The following is an 18,973-nucleotide window of genomic DNA, read 5'->3' on the forward strand; positions in this document are numbered from 1 at the left end:
CGTTACATTCAGGATGGTCGTAGTGAATGTCCTCATCGTTTAATGAGACGAAGCTGTGAAATTGTGTGTCGCGTAGGTTTCCATAAAGTAGGTAAGCGTATCCGGGATTTGTCTTTTCAATCAGTGGTGTTCTCGGTTCAACCCTTTCAATCTCGTAATCGTCAGATAGATTTATTGTCAGCTCGACGTCATACGTCTTTCCGACTTCTATCTCATGTGGGGAATAGCTGACGAAGCAATTAATGATGACTCCCTCGATGAGCAGTATTACGTCCTCTTCTATATGGATACTGGTTTCTATAGCTCGTGCTTTTTTTTAATTTCACGTCTAGTGCCTAGAAGTAGAAAAAAACACCGGTTTTTCTATCGATAGCTAACTGGGTTAAATGGATTATTTTTTCTAATAGTTCGGGGTTTTCAGGCAAGGATTTTTTTTTTAAAATTCTTAGCATTTCGTTGAGCTCTTCGGAAGTGTTAATGTGTTCGTCCTCATAGTCATCGATGATCTTTTTTAAAGAATCATTGATCTCCTCGTATATTCCCGATTTCAAGAGTTGTTGGTGCTCTATGCTTGTGAGGACCACACGCTCCATCTGGTCGTTTGGGCACGCATTTAGGTCTAGCAAAAACATGGCTTCGCCAGTCAAGGGCGTACAAATCAATTTCATCGAGAATTTCCTTTTTTAAAATGTGTGACTTCATTGTATTCGCTTTGTGTTCTTCCCATCTGTTTGCCAGAAGAGGAAGTTTTGTTGTTGGGGATTGCTCCGGCTAAACTAAGATAACGCCTGGATCCCGGCAAGGACGGGTCGTGAATTCTAAAGTAATTACCATTAAGGTCCTCCACTATTTCAATCCCGCTCTGAGGGTTTTTGTATATTTTCTTTCCTTTATCTGTAGTTATTACTATCGGGTCAGGCCCAGCAAATTTAACGATATTTTCGTTCAGGTCAGCGGTCTGCCAATTGGCCGAGTACCGGGCTGCTCGCTGTGCTCCTCCTGCTTTTGGTAGCTCTGGTTGACCCTCATTAACTCGAACTGCCTGGGCTGATTCACGCGCTTCAATCTCGGGCTTACAGCCATCTTCACCGGGGCATGCATTTAGACCTAGTGGATCCACCCATCCCGTCGGATTGGGTACATACCGGTACCCATTGACCCCACCCGCCAACTTCACCGGGTCCGGCGTCAGGTAGCGACCAATATCTGGATTGTAGTAGCGATGGCGGTTGTAATGCAGCCCGCTTTCTTGGTCGAAATACTGCCCTTGGAAACGCAGCGGATTGTCGGTTGTGCCCACGTCGAGCCGGGCGATCTGGCCGTAGGCGCGGTAGTGGGCGGACCAGACGATTTCTCCTTCCGGTGTGGTGAGTTCTTGCGGGGTGCCTAGGTGGTCGAGTTGGTAGTGATAGGGCGTTGTGGCTTGCGGTCCATAGCCTTCCAGCAGCGCCAGCGGGCGGAAGCTGTTGGGCTCGTAGATATAACTGCGATGACAGTCCGCATGGTGCTCGGCAATCAGCTTGTCGCCTTGCCAAAAAAACTCGGTGGTCTCGCCATCTACGGTCTTGCTGATACGTCGCCCAAACGGGTCATAGCGATAACTAGCGGTTTCGCTGTTCGGTTTTGTGATGCTTATTAACCGATGCTGGCAGTCGTAGCGATATTCGGTGACGAGTTGATGGCCTTTGCCGCGCCGTTCGCGGATAAGGTTGCCGAAGGCGTCGTAGTCGTAATGGCGGTCGCCCTGGATCATCAGGCGGTTGCCGGCAACGATGTCCGGGCCGGGGCGGTCTTGCATCAGCAGGTTGCCCGCCGGGTCGTGGGCGAAGCGTTCCTGGACGTCTTGGGAATGATCGGCGCGGGTTAGACGATTCAGTGGGTCGTAGCGGTAAAGATGTTCGCCTTTGCGGGTGTCGAGCAGACGGGTGAGGGTGCCGCTTTTGTCGTAGTCGTATTGGCGTTGGTAGAGGTAGTTTTGCTGCTGCGTAACGGCGTGTGCGTGTAGGCGGTTCTGGTCGTCGTAATGGTAATGGCTGAGCAGTTGACCTTGTTGGCGTTGGTGCTCGCGACCGCTCTTGAAGAGATGCGAGGTGAGCACTTCACCATTGAGTTCGACGGTGGCGAGGTGGCCGCCTTTGTCGTGGTTGAAGACGAGGCGGTTGTTGTCCGGCAGGCGCAGGTTTTTCAGCTGGCCGCAGGCGTCGTAGCCATAGCGCAGGGTGCCCCAGCCTTGATGCTCGGCGGTGAGGCGGTTTTGGCGGTCGTATTCGTAGGCCAACGACCAGTGGCCGTCTTCGACGCTGAGGAGGTTGCCTTGGCGGTCGTAGGCATAGTCGACCACGCTGTCATCGGGCAGGGTTTTTCGTACGAGGCGACCGACGTGGTCGCGCTCGTAGCGGGTGATGAGCTGACTGCCGTCGTCGCCGTGTTCGGTCTTTTCCAGCAGGTTGCCGTTGAGGTCGTAGACGTAGGCGGTGCGTTGGCCGTCGAAGCCGGTTTCCTGTTGGATCAGGCCGTTGGGGTGGTAGTCGAGTTGATAGGTTTCGCCGACTTCGTTTTCGATTTCGGTCAGCAGTAACCGAACATTGTCGTAGCGATACTTGACCTGGATGCCGTCGGCGTTGATGCGGCGGCTGATCAGGTGCAGGCCATTGGCATATTCGTAGCGGGTGACGTGGCCGAGCTCATCGCGTTCGGCGATGATTTTTCCGTAGGGGTTGTAGCTGAACTCTCGTGTGGCGCCGCCTGGCAAGGCGAGGCGAATCAACCTACCGACGCTGTCCCATTCATAGACTGTCTGCGCGCCGTGTGCATCCTCACGGGCAATCTGTCGGCCTAAATCGTCATAGCGATAACGCTTGATCCCGCCATTGGGCAATTGCTCTTCCAGCAACTGCCCACGCTCATTCCACACCAGCCGATGGCAACTGTGATCCGGGTACCAAACTCCGGTCAGTTGCCCGTGTTTGTTGTAGCTGTAATCGGTAACCTCGCCGTCAGGATCGATCCTACGCGTAACATCGCCTTGCTCATTACGCTCGTATTTCCAGACAGCCTCGCCGCGCCTTACAACCCGTACGAAGCCGTTGTCATGTTCGTAGGAGGTCGGCTCATCATCCCCGGGAAACAACGCCACCAAGCGTCCGGCTTCGTCGTACTGATACGCCGTCACCGCGCCCAGCGGATCCTGCTCGACGGTCAGCCGCCCCTTGGCATCGTAGGATTTGAAATGCTGCGCGCCGTCCGGATCGATGCGCTGCACCAACCGCGCCCGGTCGTCATGGACATACACCTCCTGGCTGCCATCGGCGTTATGCACGGTGACACGGCCGTCATCGCCCCAGGCATAGCGCGTGTCCATCTGCGAAAAACTTGCCCAGTGGCGGACACACCGCGCCGCCTTGCCAGATCGTTCCCACGCCCAGAAGAAACTCGCCCCACCGGCCAACTGACGCTCAACAATGACGTGCTGATCGTCGTACCGATAACGCTCGCTTTCTCCGACAGCATTGGTCGCGCAAACCAGTCGTCCCGCTTCGTCATAGGCGTAGGAAACAACGTTCTGCTCGGTTTCCCAGACGTAGGGCTCACGCCCTTTGGCGCGATGAACCTGGTAGTCCACCGCCACGATTCGATCCAGCTCATAACGCAACAGCAGCGAGCGACCAGCACCGTTATCCAGCCGCTCAATCCGCCCGGAATGATCACGGAAAATGCGCAGGCGGTTGTCATACGAATCGCTGATAGAAACCAGCAAACCGTCGCGAAAGTGATAAAACCGCGACGCCTGAGCCAGCACTAACTCATCAGGCGCCGAGCCCAAGTAGATCGCTGCTTCCGCCAGGCTATTGGTGATTGCGGGTCGAGAGTCGCTGGGCAAGGGCAGGGTGGTCGGCGGTTCTCATGATCGGTCCACACCACCGAATCGCCCGACACACAAAGCCTGTGCGCCAGCGCATGGCTCCAGCCAAACCCCAACCCGCAATCCAGTTCCACCGCACTGGTGCGATAGAGCCGTGTCCACTCAAACGGCAAAATCCCGTCCAGCGCGCCATCGGTGAGGGTGAGCAATTCTTCCCCGGTGACCATCGACACCGGGCAGCCGTTGGTGACCGTCTTGTCCGCTGGCGCCGCCGCATCTCCCTTCGGATTCGACGCCATGACCGGCACATCATCCACACGCTCTTTCTGCGTCAGCACCGCGTTCTGCCGCGCCCGCCAGCGCATCTGCATCGTGCCTTGTTTCACCCAGCCGACCACACCGCGAACCGCCACCGCTTTATAACGGTCGACCGCTTGCATGAACTTGGTGAGAATTGCCAGCACCCCCTTCACGAAGCCCACGGCAGCCTTAAGAATTTGTGCGCCATGCTTGACCAGGCGAACGCTCAAATACGCCACGCCCGCTGCCGGCAACGCGATGGTCAACACCGCGCCAATCACCAGGTCAATCAGCAACGACACCATAAAACCTGCGGCCGCTTGCGCAACTTCACGGGGCGGTAACGCGTCCAGCCAGATCATGGCGGTGCGCAGTAACAGGTACAGCGCCGCCTCGTCACTGGCGAGCAACATCGCCTGTTCCATGACCTTGGGCGCATCGGTGGCGATCTGCGCCAACTTGGCCGCCTCGCTACCCAGTTGCTCGACGTACTTCAGCGGATCTTCAAGCATCGCCTGCACCAGCTTGATGCTGTCCCACACATCCGTGATCGCCGCCCAACTGCCCGCCAGCACGCCGCTGCCAATCGCGCTGGCAGTAGAGCGTTCCCAGTGGGGTTTGAAGTTTTTCCACTGTGACCGAAGCCACTGTTCCAAGTCCGCCGTCAGCCCTGCATAGGAGGCAAACAAGGCCTCCACTTGCTGCGCTGAAACACCGCCCTGAACCCGCACCTCATAGCGCCCGCCAGCGGCGCAGTAGTGCGAGCCCTTGCCGTGCTCATCGAGCATCACCCGCGTGGAGCTGCCGTCATCCAGGCCGATCACCTCAACCGGGATGTCGCCAATCGGCACGTCATACGCTGATTCGAATTTGCTCTCGATCTCCAGCACGCCACCCACCGGGCAACGGGCCACGGTGGAGAAATCTGCATCGGTAATGCTCACCGAACGCTGCGAATCCCCAACCCGCAACACTCGGTCCATGCCCAGCAACGACGGCATATCCGCTGCATGGCTTACTGAATCCAGCGCACGCGAATACCAGGCACCCATCTGCTGGCGGTACTCCACCAGGCTCTGATGGAAGCCATCCAGCTCATGTTCGATAGAGGCGATGTGGGAGGCGTGAGTCATCCATGACGTCTCGGCAGAAGGCAAGGCGTCGGAGTCTGCCGCAACGAAAAGCGTCTGGATGAGCGGTTTGGAAAATCAGATTGCCCTTACACGGGGCTCGCAAAAGTCAGCGGCAACTCATGCGTAAGGGCTACTTCAAATGGCGACACTACTGATTGACGAGCAGTGCCCTTGGGCATCTTTCAGTTGGGTTTCAAACTCAATCAAGCCCGCCTGCATCCGTTGCAACACGGTGATTTGCGCGGCCAGCGCTTGCTTCTTGTTGGCGATGGCTTGGTCCGCCCTGTCCCAGGGAAAGGCGTCACCGTCGTACCCCAGCAAAATCTCCTGCAACTCCTTGAGTTTGAACCCGAGCTGCTGGGCGCATTTGATAAAGGTCAGTCGCTCTACGCTCTGCGCCGTATAAACCCGATAGCCACCAAGGCGTTGCGGCTCGGGCATCAATCCAATCGCCTCATAGTGACGAATCGCCTTGATGGTCGTGCCGGACAACTGCGCGGCTTTGCCGATGTACATGAAAATTCCCTTTCTCAAATAATGCGCCGGCCTGTTTCAGCCACTTGGCCCGCTGCGTCAGCGTAGCGCCCAGCACCGGCCCGAACAGCAGCGTCTTGCTCGGTGTGATGCCGCACAGCGCCAGCGTGGTGCGACGCATCTGGTGGATGGCCGGCATGCGGTAGACCCAGCGGTAATACCACGCCGGCGTGTCCAGGGTCACTAACAAGTGCGCGCTTCGGCCCTTGAGCAGCTTGTCAGGGAATGCCTTGCCTGCGCGGTATTTGAAGGCGAAGCCGGGTAGGAAAACTCGGTCGATAAAGCCTTTCATCAGTGCCGGGATACCACCCCACCAAACAGGGAAAACCCATGTGAGGTGCTCGGCCCAAAGGATGTCGGCTTGGGCGCTGAGCAAGTCGGGTTCCAGTGTTTGAGCCTGGGTATAACCGTGGTGAAGAATCGGGTCGAATGTGAGATTGCCCAGGTGCAGGATGCGTACTTCGTGACCTGCCGTTTTCGCAGCGTGGATATAGGTCTGCGCCATGGCTGAACAAAAACTATCGGTGGACGGATGGCCGAGAATGACCAGGATGCGCTGACTCATGCTGAAGGCTCCTGAAATGGGCGTTCAGGGTAGGGGGTGCCGTATAGGGGAGAGTCAAGGGCCACAGCCAGTGCCAGCAGGACCTTTCTGCAAGGTACGCAGGACGCGTCCGAGAGTACTCATGAGCGCTTGTGACGGCACAGCGGGCTAACTAGCCTGCTGAAAACACAAGAGTAAAAAGGCATGAGCGAGACCTCCATCGGGTTGACGGCACCTCCAGAGGGCTACAGTGATTGGCTGACAGACCTCAAGGGCCGTATCCATAACGCACAGCAGCGTGCGTCAATCGCGGTCAATCGTGAACTGGTGCTGCTCTACTGGCAGATCGGTCGCGATATTTTGACCCGTCAGAACGATCAAGGCTGGGGTAGCAAAGTGATCGACCGCCTTGCGCAGGATCTGCGGGCGGCCTTTCCAGACATCAAGGGTTTTTCGCCGCGCAATCTGAAGTACATGCGTGCTTTTGCCGAGGCGTGGCCGGATTCTGAATTTGTGCAACAAGCTGCTGCACAATTGCCCTGGGGTCACAACCTAGTGTTGCTCGATAAGCTTCCGGGCCCCGAAACACGTCGTTGGTACATTCTCCAGGCCGTTAAACACAGCTGGTCGCGCAACACGCTGATGATGCACATTGAAAACCGCCTGCTGGAACGCAGTGGCAAGGCCGTCAGTAACTTTGAAAGCCATCTGCCCAAAGCCCAATCCGATCTGGCGCGTGAAACCCTCAAGGACCCTTACCGCTTTGACTTCCTCAGCCTGGGCCTGAACGCGCAAGAGCGTGATATTGAAAACGCCCTGATCAAGCATGTCACCGACTTCTTATTGGAATTAGGCGCAGGCTTTGCCTTCGTAGGCCGGCAAGTGCTGCTGAATGTGGGCGGTGATGAATTCTTCGTCGACCTGCTGTTCTATCACTTGAAGCTGCGTTGCTACGTGGTGATCGAACTCAAGGCTGGCAAGTTCAAGCCCGAACACCTGGGCAAACTGAGCTTCTACCTCGCAGCTGTGGATGCCGAGATAAAGCACCCACAGGATGGCCCGACGATTGGTCTGTTGTTGTGCAAAGGTAAAAATGAGGTGGTGGCTGAATATGCACTGCGCGATAACAAACGACCTATCGGCGTGGCGGAATATCAATTGGTGGAATCTTTGCCCGCAGAATTGCAAACCAGTTTGCCGAGTATTGAGCAGATCGAACGGGAGTTGGCGGGCTAGGGGCGGGCAAGCAATGGAAAAAGCCTGCTTTTCAGGGCAGGCTTATCACGCTGGGTTTGCTTATTTCTGATGAGCTGTCAGCGCCGCGTAACCGTTCATCAAGTTGCGATAGTTGGGAATCCGCTGGGACAACAGGTTACCCAGGCCTTCGATATCGTTGCGCCAGTCGCGGTGCAGCTCACACGCCACCGAGAACCAGTTCATCAACTGCGCACCGGCCTGCGTCATCCGGCTCCACGCCGCCTGCTGCACCGTGGTATTGAACGTGCCGGATGCATCCGTCACCACAAACACCTCAAAGCCTTCCGCCAGCGCCGACAAGGTCGGGAACGCCACGCACACATCCGTCACCACACCGGCAATGATGATCTGCTTGCGCCCGGTGGCCTTGATCGCCTTGACGAAGTCTTCGTTGTCCCAGGCGTTGATCTGGCCTGGGCGGGCGATGTACGGCGCATCCGGGAACATTTCCTTCAACTCTGGCACCAGCGGGCCATTGGGGCCTTGCTCGAAGCTGGTAGTGAGGATGGTCGGCAGGTTGAAGAACTTGGCCAGGTCAGCCAAGGCCAACACGTTGTTCTTGAACTCGTTGGGCGAAAAGTCCTGCACCAGGGAAATCAAGCCGGTTTGGTGATCGACCAGCAGAACGATAGCGTCGTCTTTGTTCAAGCGGTTGTAGGTGGGAGCGCTCATGGTTGAATCCTTTTTTGTTTAGGTTGGTTGGGCGTTGCGTTCAACATGGGCACAGATTAATGGGTGGGTGGCGGGGGATAAATCGGGTTGGACGAGTCTTACTGTCAACTTTAAGGAGACAAAGAGCGAGCGATTGGGGGCGCCGTACTAATGCGCATAACGCGAATGAATTGCCTGATTTTGAGTAGCCAGCAGGTACGATCCCTTTCATTTGCAGGACGTTTCCGAGAGAATCCCAACCGCTTGCGCCAGTGGAATTGGGTGACTAGGCTGCTGACCGTCACTGCTAATTCAGTGATCGGGTTTAGTCGCCCGGACCTCGCTAGGCGCACGCGCCATCCCAAAGACAGGTGTCTTCTCGCCTGCACTTTATGGTGGCTGTGCGCAGGGCGCCCTCGGGTGCGCCGGTGCCTAGCGGCCGGTCGACTAACCTGCGTACAGCCGCCACCTCTGATTGTTTAGTCGCGAAAGGACGGTGGTATTCACTTACTGCTAGGAGTTTTGCTATGGAAAACGTTCGTTCGGATTCGCCGTCTTCACACGCTACCAACCCATTTACGGTCAATGAAGAACTGAGCTTTGAGGATGCCTGGGTGCAGGTGGCTGAGCTGCTGCATTGTGCGCTGGCTGCGTCACAGGTGATCGGCGAGTCAGTGGCTGCGCCGCAGAGGGCGGTGATGCATCTGGTGGAGATGGCGAAGATGGTGGCGGATAGGGCTGTGGAGTGTTTGCAGCCTAAATAACGCGTATTGAAGGATGGGTAGGATACCTGCCCGCCTTTGTTGACGATTCAATTGTCCAGCAGCTGCTGGACAATTGAACTGTATTCTTACAGGCATTAAAAAGCCGGCTTGTGGCCGGCTTCTCGGGGACTGCCTCAGCTTGTTTTTGACAAACCTCACCAGCCTTCAAATCGCTCAGCCCACATGGCGTCGGGCTGAATAGTAGGGGCATCCGCGGGAACTCCTCCGCATCGCCTGACAGGGCAGATAGCTAAGCCATCCCCCTGCCAAATGTGCGGCGCATGATACCCACATTCACTTCAGTTGCCCACCTCCGGTTCCGATTTAGAGCCTTCCCAGCCCAATAGATGTTCATCCAGCGGCACGGGCGGCCGGCGGTTGTTGAGGGTGGACCACCAGAATACCCAGCCGACAACCTTGAAGCTTTGTTCGAAGCGTTCTTCGTGGTTGAGGTATTCGTCCGGGTGTTCGGCGGCGTTGTGGCTGCGCAGGCGCAACCCACCGCCAGGTCGGTTGTAGAGGTATTTGATGCGCAGCATCCCGTCGTGCTCTACCGCATAAATTTCGCCGTCGATGATTTGGGTGCGGCCTCGGTCGATGGCAAGGGTGGCGCCTTGTTGGATGATGTCGGTCATGCTGTTGTCGACCATGTAAGCGCCTACCGCGCGGTCGGGATGGACGTTGAGGGTTTGCAGGCTGTGCCGGGAGACGCGGATGCGTTCGCTTGAGGTGAATGTGGGGTGGAGGGGGATCTCCACGTCGGTTGTTTCCGGACGGCAGGCGGGGCCTGTGAGGTATTTGCCGGTGTCTTCGCGGGTGGGCAGTAGTTTCCTTGTGTCGGGGCCTTCCAGCAGGTAGTTGGCGGGCGGGTGTTTGGGGCCTCGGCCGTCGCTTAACCAGCGACTTGAGACGCACAGCAGTTCTGCTATCTCGTTGAGTCGGCCCATGGGAACGCCGCGTTTGAACCAGTTGTTCACGTGTTGAGGCGTGACGCCGCGGTTCTTGGCGAAGTCGGAGGCGGAAAGATTAACTTCCCGGAGTAGCGCTTTTAAACGATCACCTGATGTATTCATAAACGCAGAGTTTACTGGCGGGAAAAACCAATCAAATAAACCATGCGTTGAATTGCATATGTAGGATTTGGCTTAGTTGTGGCTCGATCTTTCAGGTGTGCAACTTAGATAAACAGCATAAAATAAACATTGAACTTGATGTTTAATTTTGCCCATAAAAAAGCCCCGAACTAACGGGGCTTTCTTATTTGCCGAAGCAATCAGGCGCGGGTATCAGCCTTTGTAGGCGGCAACCGACTTCATGATCTCGGTGCGCGCGGCTTCTGCGTTGCCCCAACCGTCGATCTTCACCCATTTGCCTTTTTCGAGGTCTTTGTAGTTCTCGAAGAAGTGCTTGATCTGTTCCAGCAGCAGTGGCGGCAGGTCGGTGTATTCCTTCACGTCCACGTACAGCTGGGACAGCTTGTCGTGTGGCACTGCGATGACTTTGGCATCGCCGCCGCCGTCGTCGGTCATGTTCAGGATGCCGACTGGACGGGCGCGGATAACCGAGCCTGGGGTAACCGGGTAAGGGGTCACGACCAGCACGTCGAGGGGGTCGCCGTCGTCAGCCAGGGTGTTGGGGATGAAACCGTAGTTGGCCGGGTAGAACATCGGGGTGGCCATGAAACGGTCAACGAACAGGCAGTCGCTGTCTTTGTCGATTTCGTATTTGATCGGCGCGTGGTTGGCCGGAATTTCGATGGCGACGTAGATGTCGTTCGGCAGGTCTTTGCCAGCCGGAATCTTGCTGTAGCTCATTGGGCGTTGCCCCCGTTAGTTGGCCATATGACATGGCCGGATTGGCCTAAAAGTGGCGGCGATTATAGGCATATTCTGACGCCGATGCCATGCGCCAAGCGTCGTACGGTCATTCGCCTTGCGGCTGATAACGTGGGTCGCCGGCTTGCAGTTGGGTCAGGCGCGCCAGTGGGTCCTGGCGGTAGAAGCGGCTGAGTTGGGCGTACACCTGTGGATAACGGTTGACCAGTAAATCCGGTGCGCTGAAAAAGTACTCGCTGGTGACGGCAAAGAATTCGGCTGGGTTTTCCGCAGCGTATGGGTCGATCTCGGTGTCGGCCTCCGGGTTGGCGTCCAGTTGGCGATTGAGGTCGTCGAAGGCGCTTTGCATCACGCTGGCCCATTCCTGCACGCGCATATCGTGGTGCAGCGGTGGCAGGCCGTTGGCGTCGCCGTTGAGCATGTCGAGTTTGTGCGCCAGTTCATGGATGACCAGGTTGTAGCCTTCCCATTGGCCACTGGCGAGCACCCCAGGCCAGGCGAGGATCACCGGGCCTTGTTGCCAGGCTTCGCCGCTGTGTTCGCCGTCCCACTCGTGCTCCACGCCGCTGGCATCGCGATGGCGCTGCGGGCTGAGGAAGTCGTCGGGGTACAGCACGATTTCATGAAAGCCCTGATACCAGTCGAGGTCGCCCAGGTTCATCAGCGGCAATTGCGCCTGGGCGGCGAGCAGCAGGCGTTGTTCCTGGTGCAGGTCGACGCCGGGCAGGGCGGTGAGGTGTTTTTCGGCGAGGAAGATCACGCAGGCTTCGCGCAGCCACTGGTCTTGCTCGGCGCTGATGCCGTCGAGGAAGGTCAGGTGGTGGCGCACCCGTTGCCAGGTGTCATCGGCAATCGGGTGCTTGGCCAGCAGGCGCCGGCGACGCCAGGCGCTTAGGGACCACATGGGCAATCAGTGTGGGTTGGCTTCGGAGGACGTGCGGCCAAAGCGGCTGCGCACCACGCCAATGATCATTGGCACCAGGGACAACAGAATGATGAACACCACTAGCAGCGACAGGTTTTTCTTGATGAAGGGCACGTTGCCGAAGAAGTAGCCCAGGGTCACCAGGCCACCGACCCAGAGGATGGTGCCGAGTACGCTGAACCCGAAGAAGCGCGGATAGGGCATTTTGGCCACGCCGGCGACGAACGGCGCGAAAGTGCGCAGGATCGGCAGAAAGCGCGCCAGGGTCACGGTCTTGCCACCGTGCTTGTCGTAGAAGTCGTGGGTCTTTTGCAGGTAGTCGCGGCGGAAGATCTTCGAGTTGGGGTTGCTGAACAAGCGTTCGCCAGCCGTTCGTCCTATGACGTAGTTGGTGCTGTCGCCGAGGATCGCCGCCAGCATCAGCAGGCCGGCCAGCAGCACTGGGTCCATACCGCCGCCAGCCGCTACGGCGCCAGCGATAAACAGCAACGAATCACCCGGCAGGAATGGCATGACCACCAGGCCGGTCTCGCAAAAAATCACCAGGAACAGAATGGCGTAGATCCACGGACCGTAGTTGGTTACCAGCATGTCGAGGTAAACGTCGAGATGCAGGATAAGGTCAAGCGGGTTGAAATCCATGGATGGCACCTGTGTGAATGGCCCGGCTCAGCGGGCCAGTGCGGGGACGACGGGTAATAAGGCTACAAGTGTATGTCGTGGTTCTTACAACCTTGAGAGGTCCGCATTATACGGATTGAATGGTGAAAAGCGTGTGGCTTTTGTAGCGGGGAGTGTCGTGAAAGTGTGAAGCGGTTGGGCCTGGTTTTTTGTGGGAGGGGGCTTGCTCCCGATTGCGGTGGGTCAGGGACAAATTCGTTAACTGACACCCCGCCATCGGGAGCAAGCCCCCTCCCACAAGAGATCTACAGTGTTTGGGGGATTAGGGGTCAGCCTTCGTTGATCGGCAGCACGTAGTTCTTGAACTCGGTGTCTTCACGAAAGCCTATGGACTCATAGGTCTTCTGCGCCACTTCATTGTCGCTGCTGGTGGATACCCGCAATCGTACGGCCTGGGTTTCCTTGGCCATCTTCTTGGCCGTGCGCATCAGGTTGTCCGCCACCAGTTGCCGGCGGGCATCCTCGGCTACATAGATGTCATTGAGGATCCACACCCGTTTCAGCGACAACGAGGAAAAGCTCGGATACAGCTGGCAAAAGCCCAGCAGTCGCTTGTCATCATCATCGGCCAGGGCCAGGTAGATCACCGATTCCTTGCGTCGCAGGCGCTTTTCCAGGAAGGCCCGGGATGAGTCCGGGAATGGCAGGGCCCCGTAGAACTCGCGGTATTTGACGAACAACGGGGTCAACAGGTCCAGGTGTTCCAGGGTCGCTTGAGTAATCCGCATGCCAGGCCTCAACTTCCAAATGGGGTATGACCACGCGAGCGGCCGTGACTTGATGCTGCCTAATGCGGCAAAAAAGCGCAATCGTGCCGCTATCGGTCACTCGGTGGGCTGAGCAGGAAATTGCCCTTCATCAAGTCCGGGTCGTCGGATTCAAGCGTCTGAACCTGTGCCTCATCCTTGAGGTTGACCCCCGACAGTTGCCGGCGACACGCCTCGCGCATCAAGTACAGCAGGCGATGGGCCGCCATGCCATAGCTCAAGCCTTCCAGCCGCACATTGGAGATGCAATTGCGATACGCATCGGTGAGGCCCACCTTGGGGTTGTAGGTGAAATACAGGCCCAGGCTGTCCGGCGAGCTGAGCCCCGGCCGTTCGCCGATCAGGATCACCACCATTTTGGCGCCGAGTAATTGCCCGATTTCATCGGCCACTGCCACGCGGCCTTGTTCCACCAGTATCACCGGTGACAAGGACCAGCCTTCGGCGTGGGTCTGTTCCTCCAGGCGCGTCAGAAACGGAGCCGTATGCTTATGCACCGCCAATGCCGACAGGCCATCGGCCACCACGATGGCCAAATCCACGCCACCCGGATGCGCCGAAGCGTAGTCGCGCAAGGTTTGGGCCGACTCATCGCTCAAGCGTCGCCCAAGGTCCGGGCGTTGCAGGTACATATGCCGGTCCGTGGCGGCGCTGCGCAGCAACAGGCTGTCGCGGCCACGTTCGGCCAATTGGCCGCTGAGCCCGGCATGGTCGAAGGGCAGGTGCACCGCATCCCGCGCCTGGGCGTGGGCAAACTGGAAGTCCAGCTGGGCACTGGTAGGAATGCTGGTGCCGGTGCGGCCCAGGGCGATGCGCGCCGGGGTCAGGCGGCGTAATTCCAGCCACGGGTTGTCAGGCAATTCTGGTTGCACGGTCGGCTCCTTCATCCCAGTTGCGCCAGAGCGTGGCGAAACGCCGGTGGCAGGCTGTTGCCGAAGCGCACTTTGCCGCCTTCTTGCGTGAAGATGCCCATTTTCGCCAGCCACTGTTCAAACTCCGGCGCCGGTTTTAAACCCAATGTTTGCCGGGCGTACAAGGCGTCGTGGAACGAGGTGGTCTGGTAGTTGAGCATGATGTCGTCGGAGCCGGGGATGCCCATGATGAAGTTGATGCCGGCAACGCCGAGCAGGGTCAGCAGGGTGTCCATGTCGTCCTGGTCGGCTTCGGCGTGGTTGGTGTAGCAGATATCACAACCCATGGGTACGCCGAGCAGCTTGCCGCAGAAGTGGTCTTCCAGACCGGCGCGGATGATCTGCTTGCCGTTGTACAGGTACTCCGGGCCGATAAAACCGACCACGGTATTGACCAGGAACGGCTTGAAGTGCCGGGCCACGGCGTAGGCACGGGTTTCACAGGTTTGCTGGTCGACGCCAAAGTGCGCATTGGCCGACAGCGCACTGCCCTGGCCGGTTTCGAAATACATCAGGTTTTGCCCCAGAGTGCCGCGCTTGAGACTCAGGCCAGCCTCGTAACCTTCCTGCAGCACACTCAGGCTGATGCCGAAACTGGCGTTGGCGGCCTCGGTGCCGGCGATCGACTGGAACACCAGGTCCAGCGGCACGCCACGGTTGATCGCCTCGATGGAGGTGGTGACGTGGGTGAGTACGCAGGCCTGGGTGGGGATTTCGTAGCGCTGGATGATCGCGTCGAGCATTTCCAGCATGGCGCAGATCGAGGCGATGCTGTCGGTGGCCGGGTTGATGCCGATCATGGCGTCGCCGTTGCCGTAGAGCAGGCCGTCGAGAATACTCGCGGCAATGCCTGCTGGTTCGTCGGTGGGGTGGTTAGGCTGCAAGCGCGTGGACAAGCGCCCGCGCAGGCCCATGGTGCCGCGAAACTGGGTGACCACGCGGATCTTCTGTGCCACCAGCACCAGGTCCTGTACGCGCATGATTTTGGACACGGCTGCCGCCATTTCCGGTGTCAGCCCCGGCGCCAGTGCGCGTAGGGATTGTTCATCAGCCGCGTCACTGAGCAGCCAGTCGCGCAGGCCACCGACGGTGAGGTGGCTCACCGTGGCAAAGGCCTGTTTGTCGTGGGTGTCGATGATCAGCCGGGTGACTTCGTCGCTTTCATAGGGAATCAGCACTTCTTCGAGGAAGTGCTTCAGGGGTGTATTTGCTAGCGCCATCTGGGCGGCGACCCGTTCGCCATCATTTTGCGCAGCGACACCGGCCAGGAAGTCGCCGGAGCGCGCCGGGCTGGCTTTGGCCATCAGATCCTTGAGGCTGTCGAAGCGATAGGTGTGTGCACCCACCGCGTGGGAAAAACTTGCCATACAGTGTCTCCTTGACGACGCGAGCAGGCGCCCGCGCCGAGGTTTACGGCACTTAGTGCAGGGCGGCCTCTGCGGCCTGGATCGCCGCGAATTCTTCTTCGGGCGTGCCTGCTACCAAGTGATGCCGGCTGTAGAAAGCAAAGTAAGCAATTAATACTCCATAGATGACCGCCGCGCCAATCACCACGCGTGGGTCAACCAAAAAGCCTGCTACCACGGCCACGCAGGCCAGTACCAGCGCCACGCCCGAGGTGAAGATGCCGCCCGGCGTGCGGTACGGGCGCTCCATTTTAGGGCGGCGGATGCGCAGGGTGATGTGCGCAGCCATCATCAGCACGTAGGAAATCGTTGCGCCAAACACCGCCACCAATATCAGCAAATCGCCCTGGCCGGTCAGCGACAGGCCGAAACCGATAATCCCGGGAATCACCAATGCCAGTACTGGCGCCTTGCTCTTGTTGGTCTCGGACAATTTGCGCGGCAGGTAGCCAGCGCGCGACAAGGCAAAAATCTGCCGCGAGTAGGCGTAGATAATCGAGAAAAAGCTTGCGATCAAACCGGCCAGGCCAATCAGGTTGACGAAGCTGCCCATCCAGGTCGAACCGCCATAGGACAGCGCCAGGGCTTCCACCAACGGGTTACCGGATTTGATCAGCGCATACGTGCCTGCACCGCCCGGCGCGATCACCAGGATCAACAGGGCAAAACTGGTCAGCACCACAATCGCGCCGATCAGCCCACGGGGCAGGTCGCGCTTGGGGTTCTTGGTTTCTTCAGCGGCCAGGGGTACGCCCTCTACCGCGAGGAAAAACCAGATCGCATAGGGGATCGCCGCCCACACACCCACATAGCCGAACGGCAGGAAGCTGCTGGCGCCCTTGGCCTCGGTCACCGGAATATCCAGCAGGTTGGCGACGTTGAAGTGCGGCACCATCGACACCAGGAATACGCCCAAAGCGATCGCGGCGACGGCGGTGATGACAAACATCAGCTTCAAGGCTTCGCCGACACCAAAAATATGGATGCCGATAAAGATGATGTAGAACGCCAGGTAGATCATCCAGCCGCCAATGCCGAACAGCGACTCGCAGTAAGCGCCGATAAACACCGCAATTGCGGCGGGGGCGATGGCGTACTCGATCAGGATCGCGGTGCCGGTGAGGAACCCGCCCCAAGGGCCAAAGGCGCTGCGGGCAAAACCGTAGCCACCGCCGGCGGTGGGGATCATCGAAGACAGTTCGGCCAGGGAGAAGCACATGCACAGGTACATGGTAGCCATGAGCAATGTGGCGAGGAACATGCCGCCCCAGCCACCCTGGGCCAGGCCGAAGTTCCAGCCTGCGTAGTCGCCGGAGATGACGTAGGCGACGCCAAGGCCGACTAACAGCACCCAGCCGGCAGCGCCTTTTTTCAATTCTCGTTGTTGAAAGTAATCGGTGCCGACTTTTTCGAAGTCGACCGAAGAACTCGTGGGTTCGCTGGGCATGGGAAGTACCTTCCATTCTTATTGTTTTCAACTCGGCCGGTGTGTGCCGAATGCGCATCGCAAGTACTTATGAAGATCCAAATGTGGGAGGGGGCTTGCTCCCGATAGCAGTGGGTCAGTGACTCATACTTGCACTGACACTCCCCGATCGGGAGCAAGCCCCCTCCCACCCTTGATTGCATTTCAAAGGTGGGAGGGGGGGTGGGGTTAGAAAAAGCCCAACGGATTAATGTCGTAGCTCACCAGCAGGTTCTTGGTCTGCTGGTAGTGATCCAACATCATCTTGTGGGTTTCGCGTCCTACGCCAGACTTCTTGTAACCGCCAAACGCGGCGTGCGCCGGGTACAGGTGGTAGCAGTTGGTCCACACGCGACCGGCCTTGATCGCGCGGCCCATGCGGTAGGCGCGGTTGATGTCGCGGGTCCACAGGCCGGCGCCCAGGCCGAACTCGGTATCGTTGGCAATCGCCAGGGCTTCGGCTTCGTCCTTGAAAGTGGTGATGCTCACCACCGGGCCGAAGATTTCCTCCTGGAACACACGCATGTCGTTGGTGCCCTTGAGCAGGGTCGGCTGGATGTAATAGCCGGTGGCCAGATCGCCAGTGAGCTTTTCAACCTTGCCGCCGGTCAGCAGTTGCGCGCCTTCGCCCTTGGCGATTTCCAGATAGGACAGGATCTTGTCAAATTGCTGCTCGGACGCTTGGGCGCCGACCATGGTGTCGGTGTCCAGCGGATCGCCACGCTTGATCGACTCGACCTTCTTCATCACCACTTTCATGAAGTCGTCGTAGATCGACTCCTCCACCAGGGCGCGGGATGGGCAGGTGCACACTTCGCCTTGGTTGAAGAACGCCAGCACCAGGCCTTCGGCAGCTTTTTCGATGAATGCAGGTTCCGCTTTCATGATGTCGGCGAAGAAGATATTCGGCGACTTGCCTCCCAGCTCAACGGTAGACGGAATGATGTTCTCGGCCGCCGCATGCATGATGTGCGAGCCCACCGGGGTAGAGCCGGTGAAGGCTATCTTGGCGATACGTTTGCTGGTCGCCAGGGCTTCGCCGGCTTCCTTGCCGAAACCATGCACCACGTTCAGTACGCCTGGCGGCAACAGGTCGCCGATCAGTTCCATCAGTACGCTGATGCCCAGCGGGGTTTGCTCGGCGGGCTTGAGCACCACGCAGTTGCCGGCGGCCAGGGCCGGGGCGAGTTTCCAGGCGGCCATCAGCAGCGGGAAGTTCCACGGGATGATCTGGCCGACCACGCCCAGTGGTTCGTGAAAGTGATAGGCGGCAGTGAGTTCGTTGATTTCGGCGCTGCTGCCTTCCTGGGCGCGAATGCAGCCTGCGAAGTAGCGGAAGTGGTCGGCGGCCAGGGGGATGTCGGCATTGAGGGTTTCACGCACGGCCTTGCCGTTGTCCCAGGTTTCGGTGATAGCCAGCAGTTCGAGGTTCTGCTCGATACGGTCGGCGATTTTCAGCAGTACCAGCGAGCGGTCCTGGGCGCTGGTTTTGCCCCAGGCGGCAGCGGCGGCGTGGGCGGCGTCCAGAGCCTTGTCGATGTCTTTGGCGGTGGAGCGCGGGAAGTCGGCGATAGGTTTGCCGTTGACCGGCGAGGTGTTGGAGAAGTAGTTGCCATCGACCGGCGCAACGAACTCGCCGCCGATGTAGTTGCCGTACTTGGCCTTGAACGAAACGATGGCGCCTTCGGTACCGGGGTGTGCATAACGCATGGTGGGCATCTCCTGCTTTTATGTTTATCGGAGTACAGCGCTGCAAGCGCGTTATAAAGCGTAGAGCAAAGGTTGGGCCAGTGCGTGCGGGCCAGGTAAATCAAGGGTTTGGTTTTGTTTACAAGGCATGAATGTGGCCGGGGCGATACAGGAGGGGTGACAGTTTGTACCGCAAACGGTACAGCCTGTGACCGATGGGTCGGCCCGGGATTGCAATGGCCGGATGGC

At 58.2% G+C, this 18,973-nt stretch carries 15 protein-coding genes and 1 pseudogene; 2 read left to right on the forward strand and 14 right to left on the reverse strand.

What is annotated here, in order from left to right:
- Positions 1-335: 335 nt before the first annotated feature.
- The 4 genes and pseudogenes from FW800_RS13215 to FW800_RS13230 all read right to left on the reverse strand — a co-directional run bounded on the left by FW800_RS13215 (position 336) and on the right by FW800_RS13230 (position 6,394).
- Entirely contained in the window at positions 336-668 is a 333-nt protein-coding gene (locus FW800_RS13215; RefSeq protein ID WP_446437779.1) for a hypothetical protein, read from the reverse strand.
- Positions 665-5,295: pseudogene (locus FW800_RS13220) on the reverse strand (RHS repeat-associated core domain-containing protein). The gene FW800_RS13215 and the pseudogene FW800_RS13220 overlap by 4 nt, the downstream one beginning before the upstream one ends.
- Positions 5,296-5,430: 135 nt before the next feature.
- Entirely contained in the window at positions 5,431-5,811 is a 381-nt protein-coding gene (locus tag FW800_RS13225; RefSeq protein WP_103734871.1) for a MerR family transcriptional regulator, read from the reverse strand.
- Complete coding sequence (locus FW800_RS13230; protein ID WP_216090362.1) at positions 5,750-6,394, reverse strand: NAD(P)H-dependent oxidoreductase; 645 nt, start codon at positions 6,392-6,394, stop codon at positions 5,750-5,752. The genes FW800_RS13225 and FW800_RS13230 overlap by 62 nt, the downstream gene beginning before the upstream one ends.
- Positions 6,395-6,577: 183 nt before the next feature.
- On the opposite strand from FW800_RS13230, the gene FW800_RS13235 reads away from it, so the two are divergent.
- Complete coding sequence (locus FW800_RS13235) at positions 6,578-7,609, forward strand: PDDEXK nuclease domain-containing protein (protein WP_446437780.1); 1,032 nt, start codon at positions 6,578-6,580, stop codon at positions 7,607-7,609.
- 60 nt (positions 7,610-7,669) lie between these two features.
- Here FW800_RS13235 and ycaC read toward each other — a convergent pair whose 3' ends face one another.
- Positions 7,670-8,302, reverse strand: coding sequence for an isochorismate family cysteine hydrolase YcaC (gene ycaC, locus FW800_RS13240; RefSeq protein ID WP_003194533.1), 633 nt, complete (start codon positions 8,300-8,302; stop codon positions 7,670-7,672).
- Between the two features lie 506 nt (positions 8,303-8,808).
- On the opposite strand from ycaC, the gene FW800_RS13245 reads away from it, so the two are divergent.
- Positions 8,809-9,045, forward strand: a complete 237-nt coding sequence (locus FW800_RS13245) for a hypothetical protein (protein WP_078822426.1) — start codon at positions 8,809-8,811, stop codon at positions 9,043-9,045.
- A gap of 299 nt (positions 9,046-9,344) precedes the next feature.
- Here FW800_RS13245 and FW800_RS13250 read toward each other — a convergent pair whose 3' ends face one another.
- From FW800_RS13250 to exaC, 9 genes are all read right to left on the reverse strand, one after another.
- A complete protein-coding gene (locus FW800_RS13250) occupies positions 9,345-10,118 on the reverse strand; it encodes a LexA family transcriptional regulator (protein WP_005791812.1) in 774 nt (257 codons plus the stop codon).
- A 213-nt stretch (positions 10,119-10,331) separates the two neighbouring features.
- Positions 10,332-10,859 carry an inorganic diphosphatase gene (gene ppa, locus FW800_RS13255; protein WP_446437781.1) on the reverse strand — a complete coding sequence of 176 codons (528 nt, stop codon included), beginning with the start codon at positions 10,857-10,859 and terminating at the stop codon, positions 10,332-10,334.
- A gap of 109 nt (positions 10,860-10,968) precedes the next feature.
- Positions 10,969-11,784, reverse strand: a complete 816-nt coding sequence (locus tag FW800_RS13260; RefSeq protein WP_005791808.1) for a M90 family metallopeptidase — start codon at positions 11,782-11,784, stop codon at positions 10,969-10,971.
- A 6-nt stretch (positions 11,785-11,790) separates the two neighbouring features.
- A complete protein-coding gene (locus tag FW800_RS13265; protein WP_003194521.1) occupies positions 11,791-12,447 on the reverse strand; it encodes a DedA family protein in 657 nt (218 codons plus the stop codon).
- A gap of 308 nt (positions 12,448-12,755) precedes the next feature.
- Complete coding sequence (locus FW800_RS13270; protein WP_446437782.1) at positions 12,756-13,214, reverse strand: GNAT family N-acetyltransferase; 459 nt, start codon at positions 13,212-13,214, stop codon at positions 12,756-12,758.
- Between the two features lie 89 nt (positions 13,215-13,303).
- Positions 13,304-14,140: an ethanolamine ammonia-lyase subunit EutC gene (gene eutC, locus FW800_RS13275; RefSeq protein WP_032879275.1), complete on the reverse strand. Its 837-nt coding sequence runs from the start codon at positions 14,138-14,140 to the stop codon at positions 13,304-13,306.
- The gene (locus FW800_RS13280; RefSeq protein WP_005791801.1) at positions 14,137-15,531 is read right to left on the reverse strand and encodes an ethanolamine ammonia-lyase subunit EutB; all 1,395 of its coding nucleotides are present in this window, start codon (positions 15,529-15,531) and stop codon (positions 14,137-14,139) included. Before FW800_RS13280 ends, eutC begins: the two co-directional genes overlap by 4 nt.
- Before the next feature lie 52 nt (positions 15,532-15,583).
- On the reverse strand, positions 15,584-17,017 hold the full coding sequence (eat, locus tag FW800_RS13285; RefSeq protein WP_103734866.1) for an ethanolamine permease: 1,434 nt from the start codon (positions 17,015-17,017) through the stop codon (positions 15,584-15,586).
- Positions 17,018-17,224: 207 nt separating this feature from the next.
- On the reverse strand, positions 17,225-18,745 hold the full coding sequence (exaC, locus tag FW800_RS13290) for an acetaldehyde dehydrogenase ExaC (RefSeq protein ID WP_446437783.1): 1,521 nt from the start codon (positions 18,743-18,745) through the stop codon (positions 17,225-17,227).
- Positions 18,746-18,973 lie beyond the last annotated feature (228 nt).

The sequence above is a fragment of the Pseudomonas sp. 910_23 genome (assembly GCF_052850795.1).

Coding starts and splice junctions, on each gene's coding strand:
- FW800_RS13215 (WP_446437779.1), bottom strand. CDS start 668: ATGAAATTGATTTGTACGCCCTTGACTGGCGAAGCCATGTTTTTGCTA.
- FW800_RS13225 (WP_103734871.1), bottom strand. CDS start 5,811: ATGTACATCGGCAAAGCCGCGCAGTTGTCCGGCACGACCATCAAGGCG.
- FW800_RS13230 (WP_216090362.1), bottom strand. CDS start 6,394: ATGAGTCAGCGCATCCTGGTCATTCTCGGCCATCCGTCCACCGATAGT.
- FW800_RS13235 (WP_446437780.1), top strand. CDS start 6,578: ATGAGCGAGACCTCCATCGGGTTGACGGCACCTCCAGAGGGCTACAGT.
- ycaC (WP_003194533.1), bottom strand. CDS start 8,302: ATGAGCGCTCCCACCTACAACCGCTTGAACAAAGACGACGCTATCGTT.
- FW800_RS13245 (WP_078822426.1), top strand. CDS start 8,809: ATGGAAAACGTTCGTTCGGATTCGCCGTCTTCACACGCTACCAACCCA.
- FW800_RS13250 (WP_005791812.1), bottom strand. CDS start 10,118: ATGAATACATCAGGTGATCGTTTAAAAGCGCTACTCCGGGAAGTTAAT.
- ppa (WP_446437781.1), bottom strand. CDS start 10,859: ATGAGCTACAGCAAGATTCCGGCTGGCAAAGACCTGCCGAACGACATC.
- FW800_RS13260 (WP_005791808.1), bottom strand. CDS start 11,784: ATGTGGTCCCTAAGCGCCTGGCGTCGCCGGCGCCTGCTGGCCAAGCAC.
- FW800_RS13265 (WP_003194521.1), bottom strand. CDS start 12,447: ATGGATTTCAACCCGCTTGACCTTATCCTGCATCTCGACGTTTACCTC.
- FW800_RS13270 (WP_446437782.1), bottom strand. CDS start 13,214: ATGCGGATTACTCAAGCGACCCTGGAACACCTGGACCTGTTGACCCCG.
- eutC (WP_032879275.1), bottom strand. CDS start 14,140: ATGAAGGAGCCGACCGTGCAACCAGAATTGCCTGACAACCCGTGGCTG.
- FW800_RS13280 (WP_005791801.1), bottom strand. CDS start 15,531: ATGGCAAGTTTTTCCCACGCGGTGGGTGCACACACCTATCGCTTCGAC.
- eat (WP_103734866.1), bottom strand. CDS start 17,017: ATGCCCAGCGAACCCACGAGTTCTTCGGTCGACTTCGAAAAAGTCGGC.
- exaC (WP_446437783.1), bottom strand. CDS start 18,745: ATGCGTTATGCACACCCCGGTACCGAAGGCGCCATCGTTTCGTTCAAG.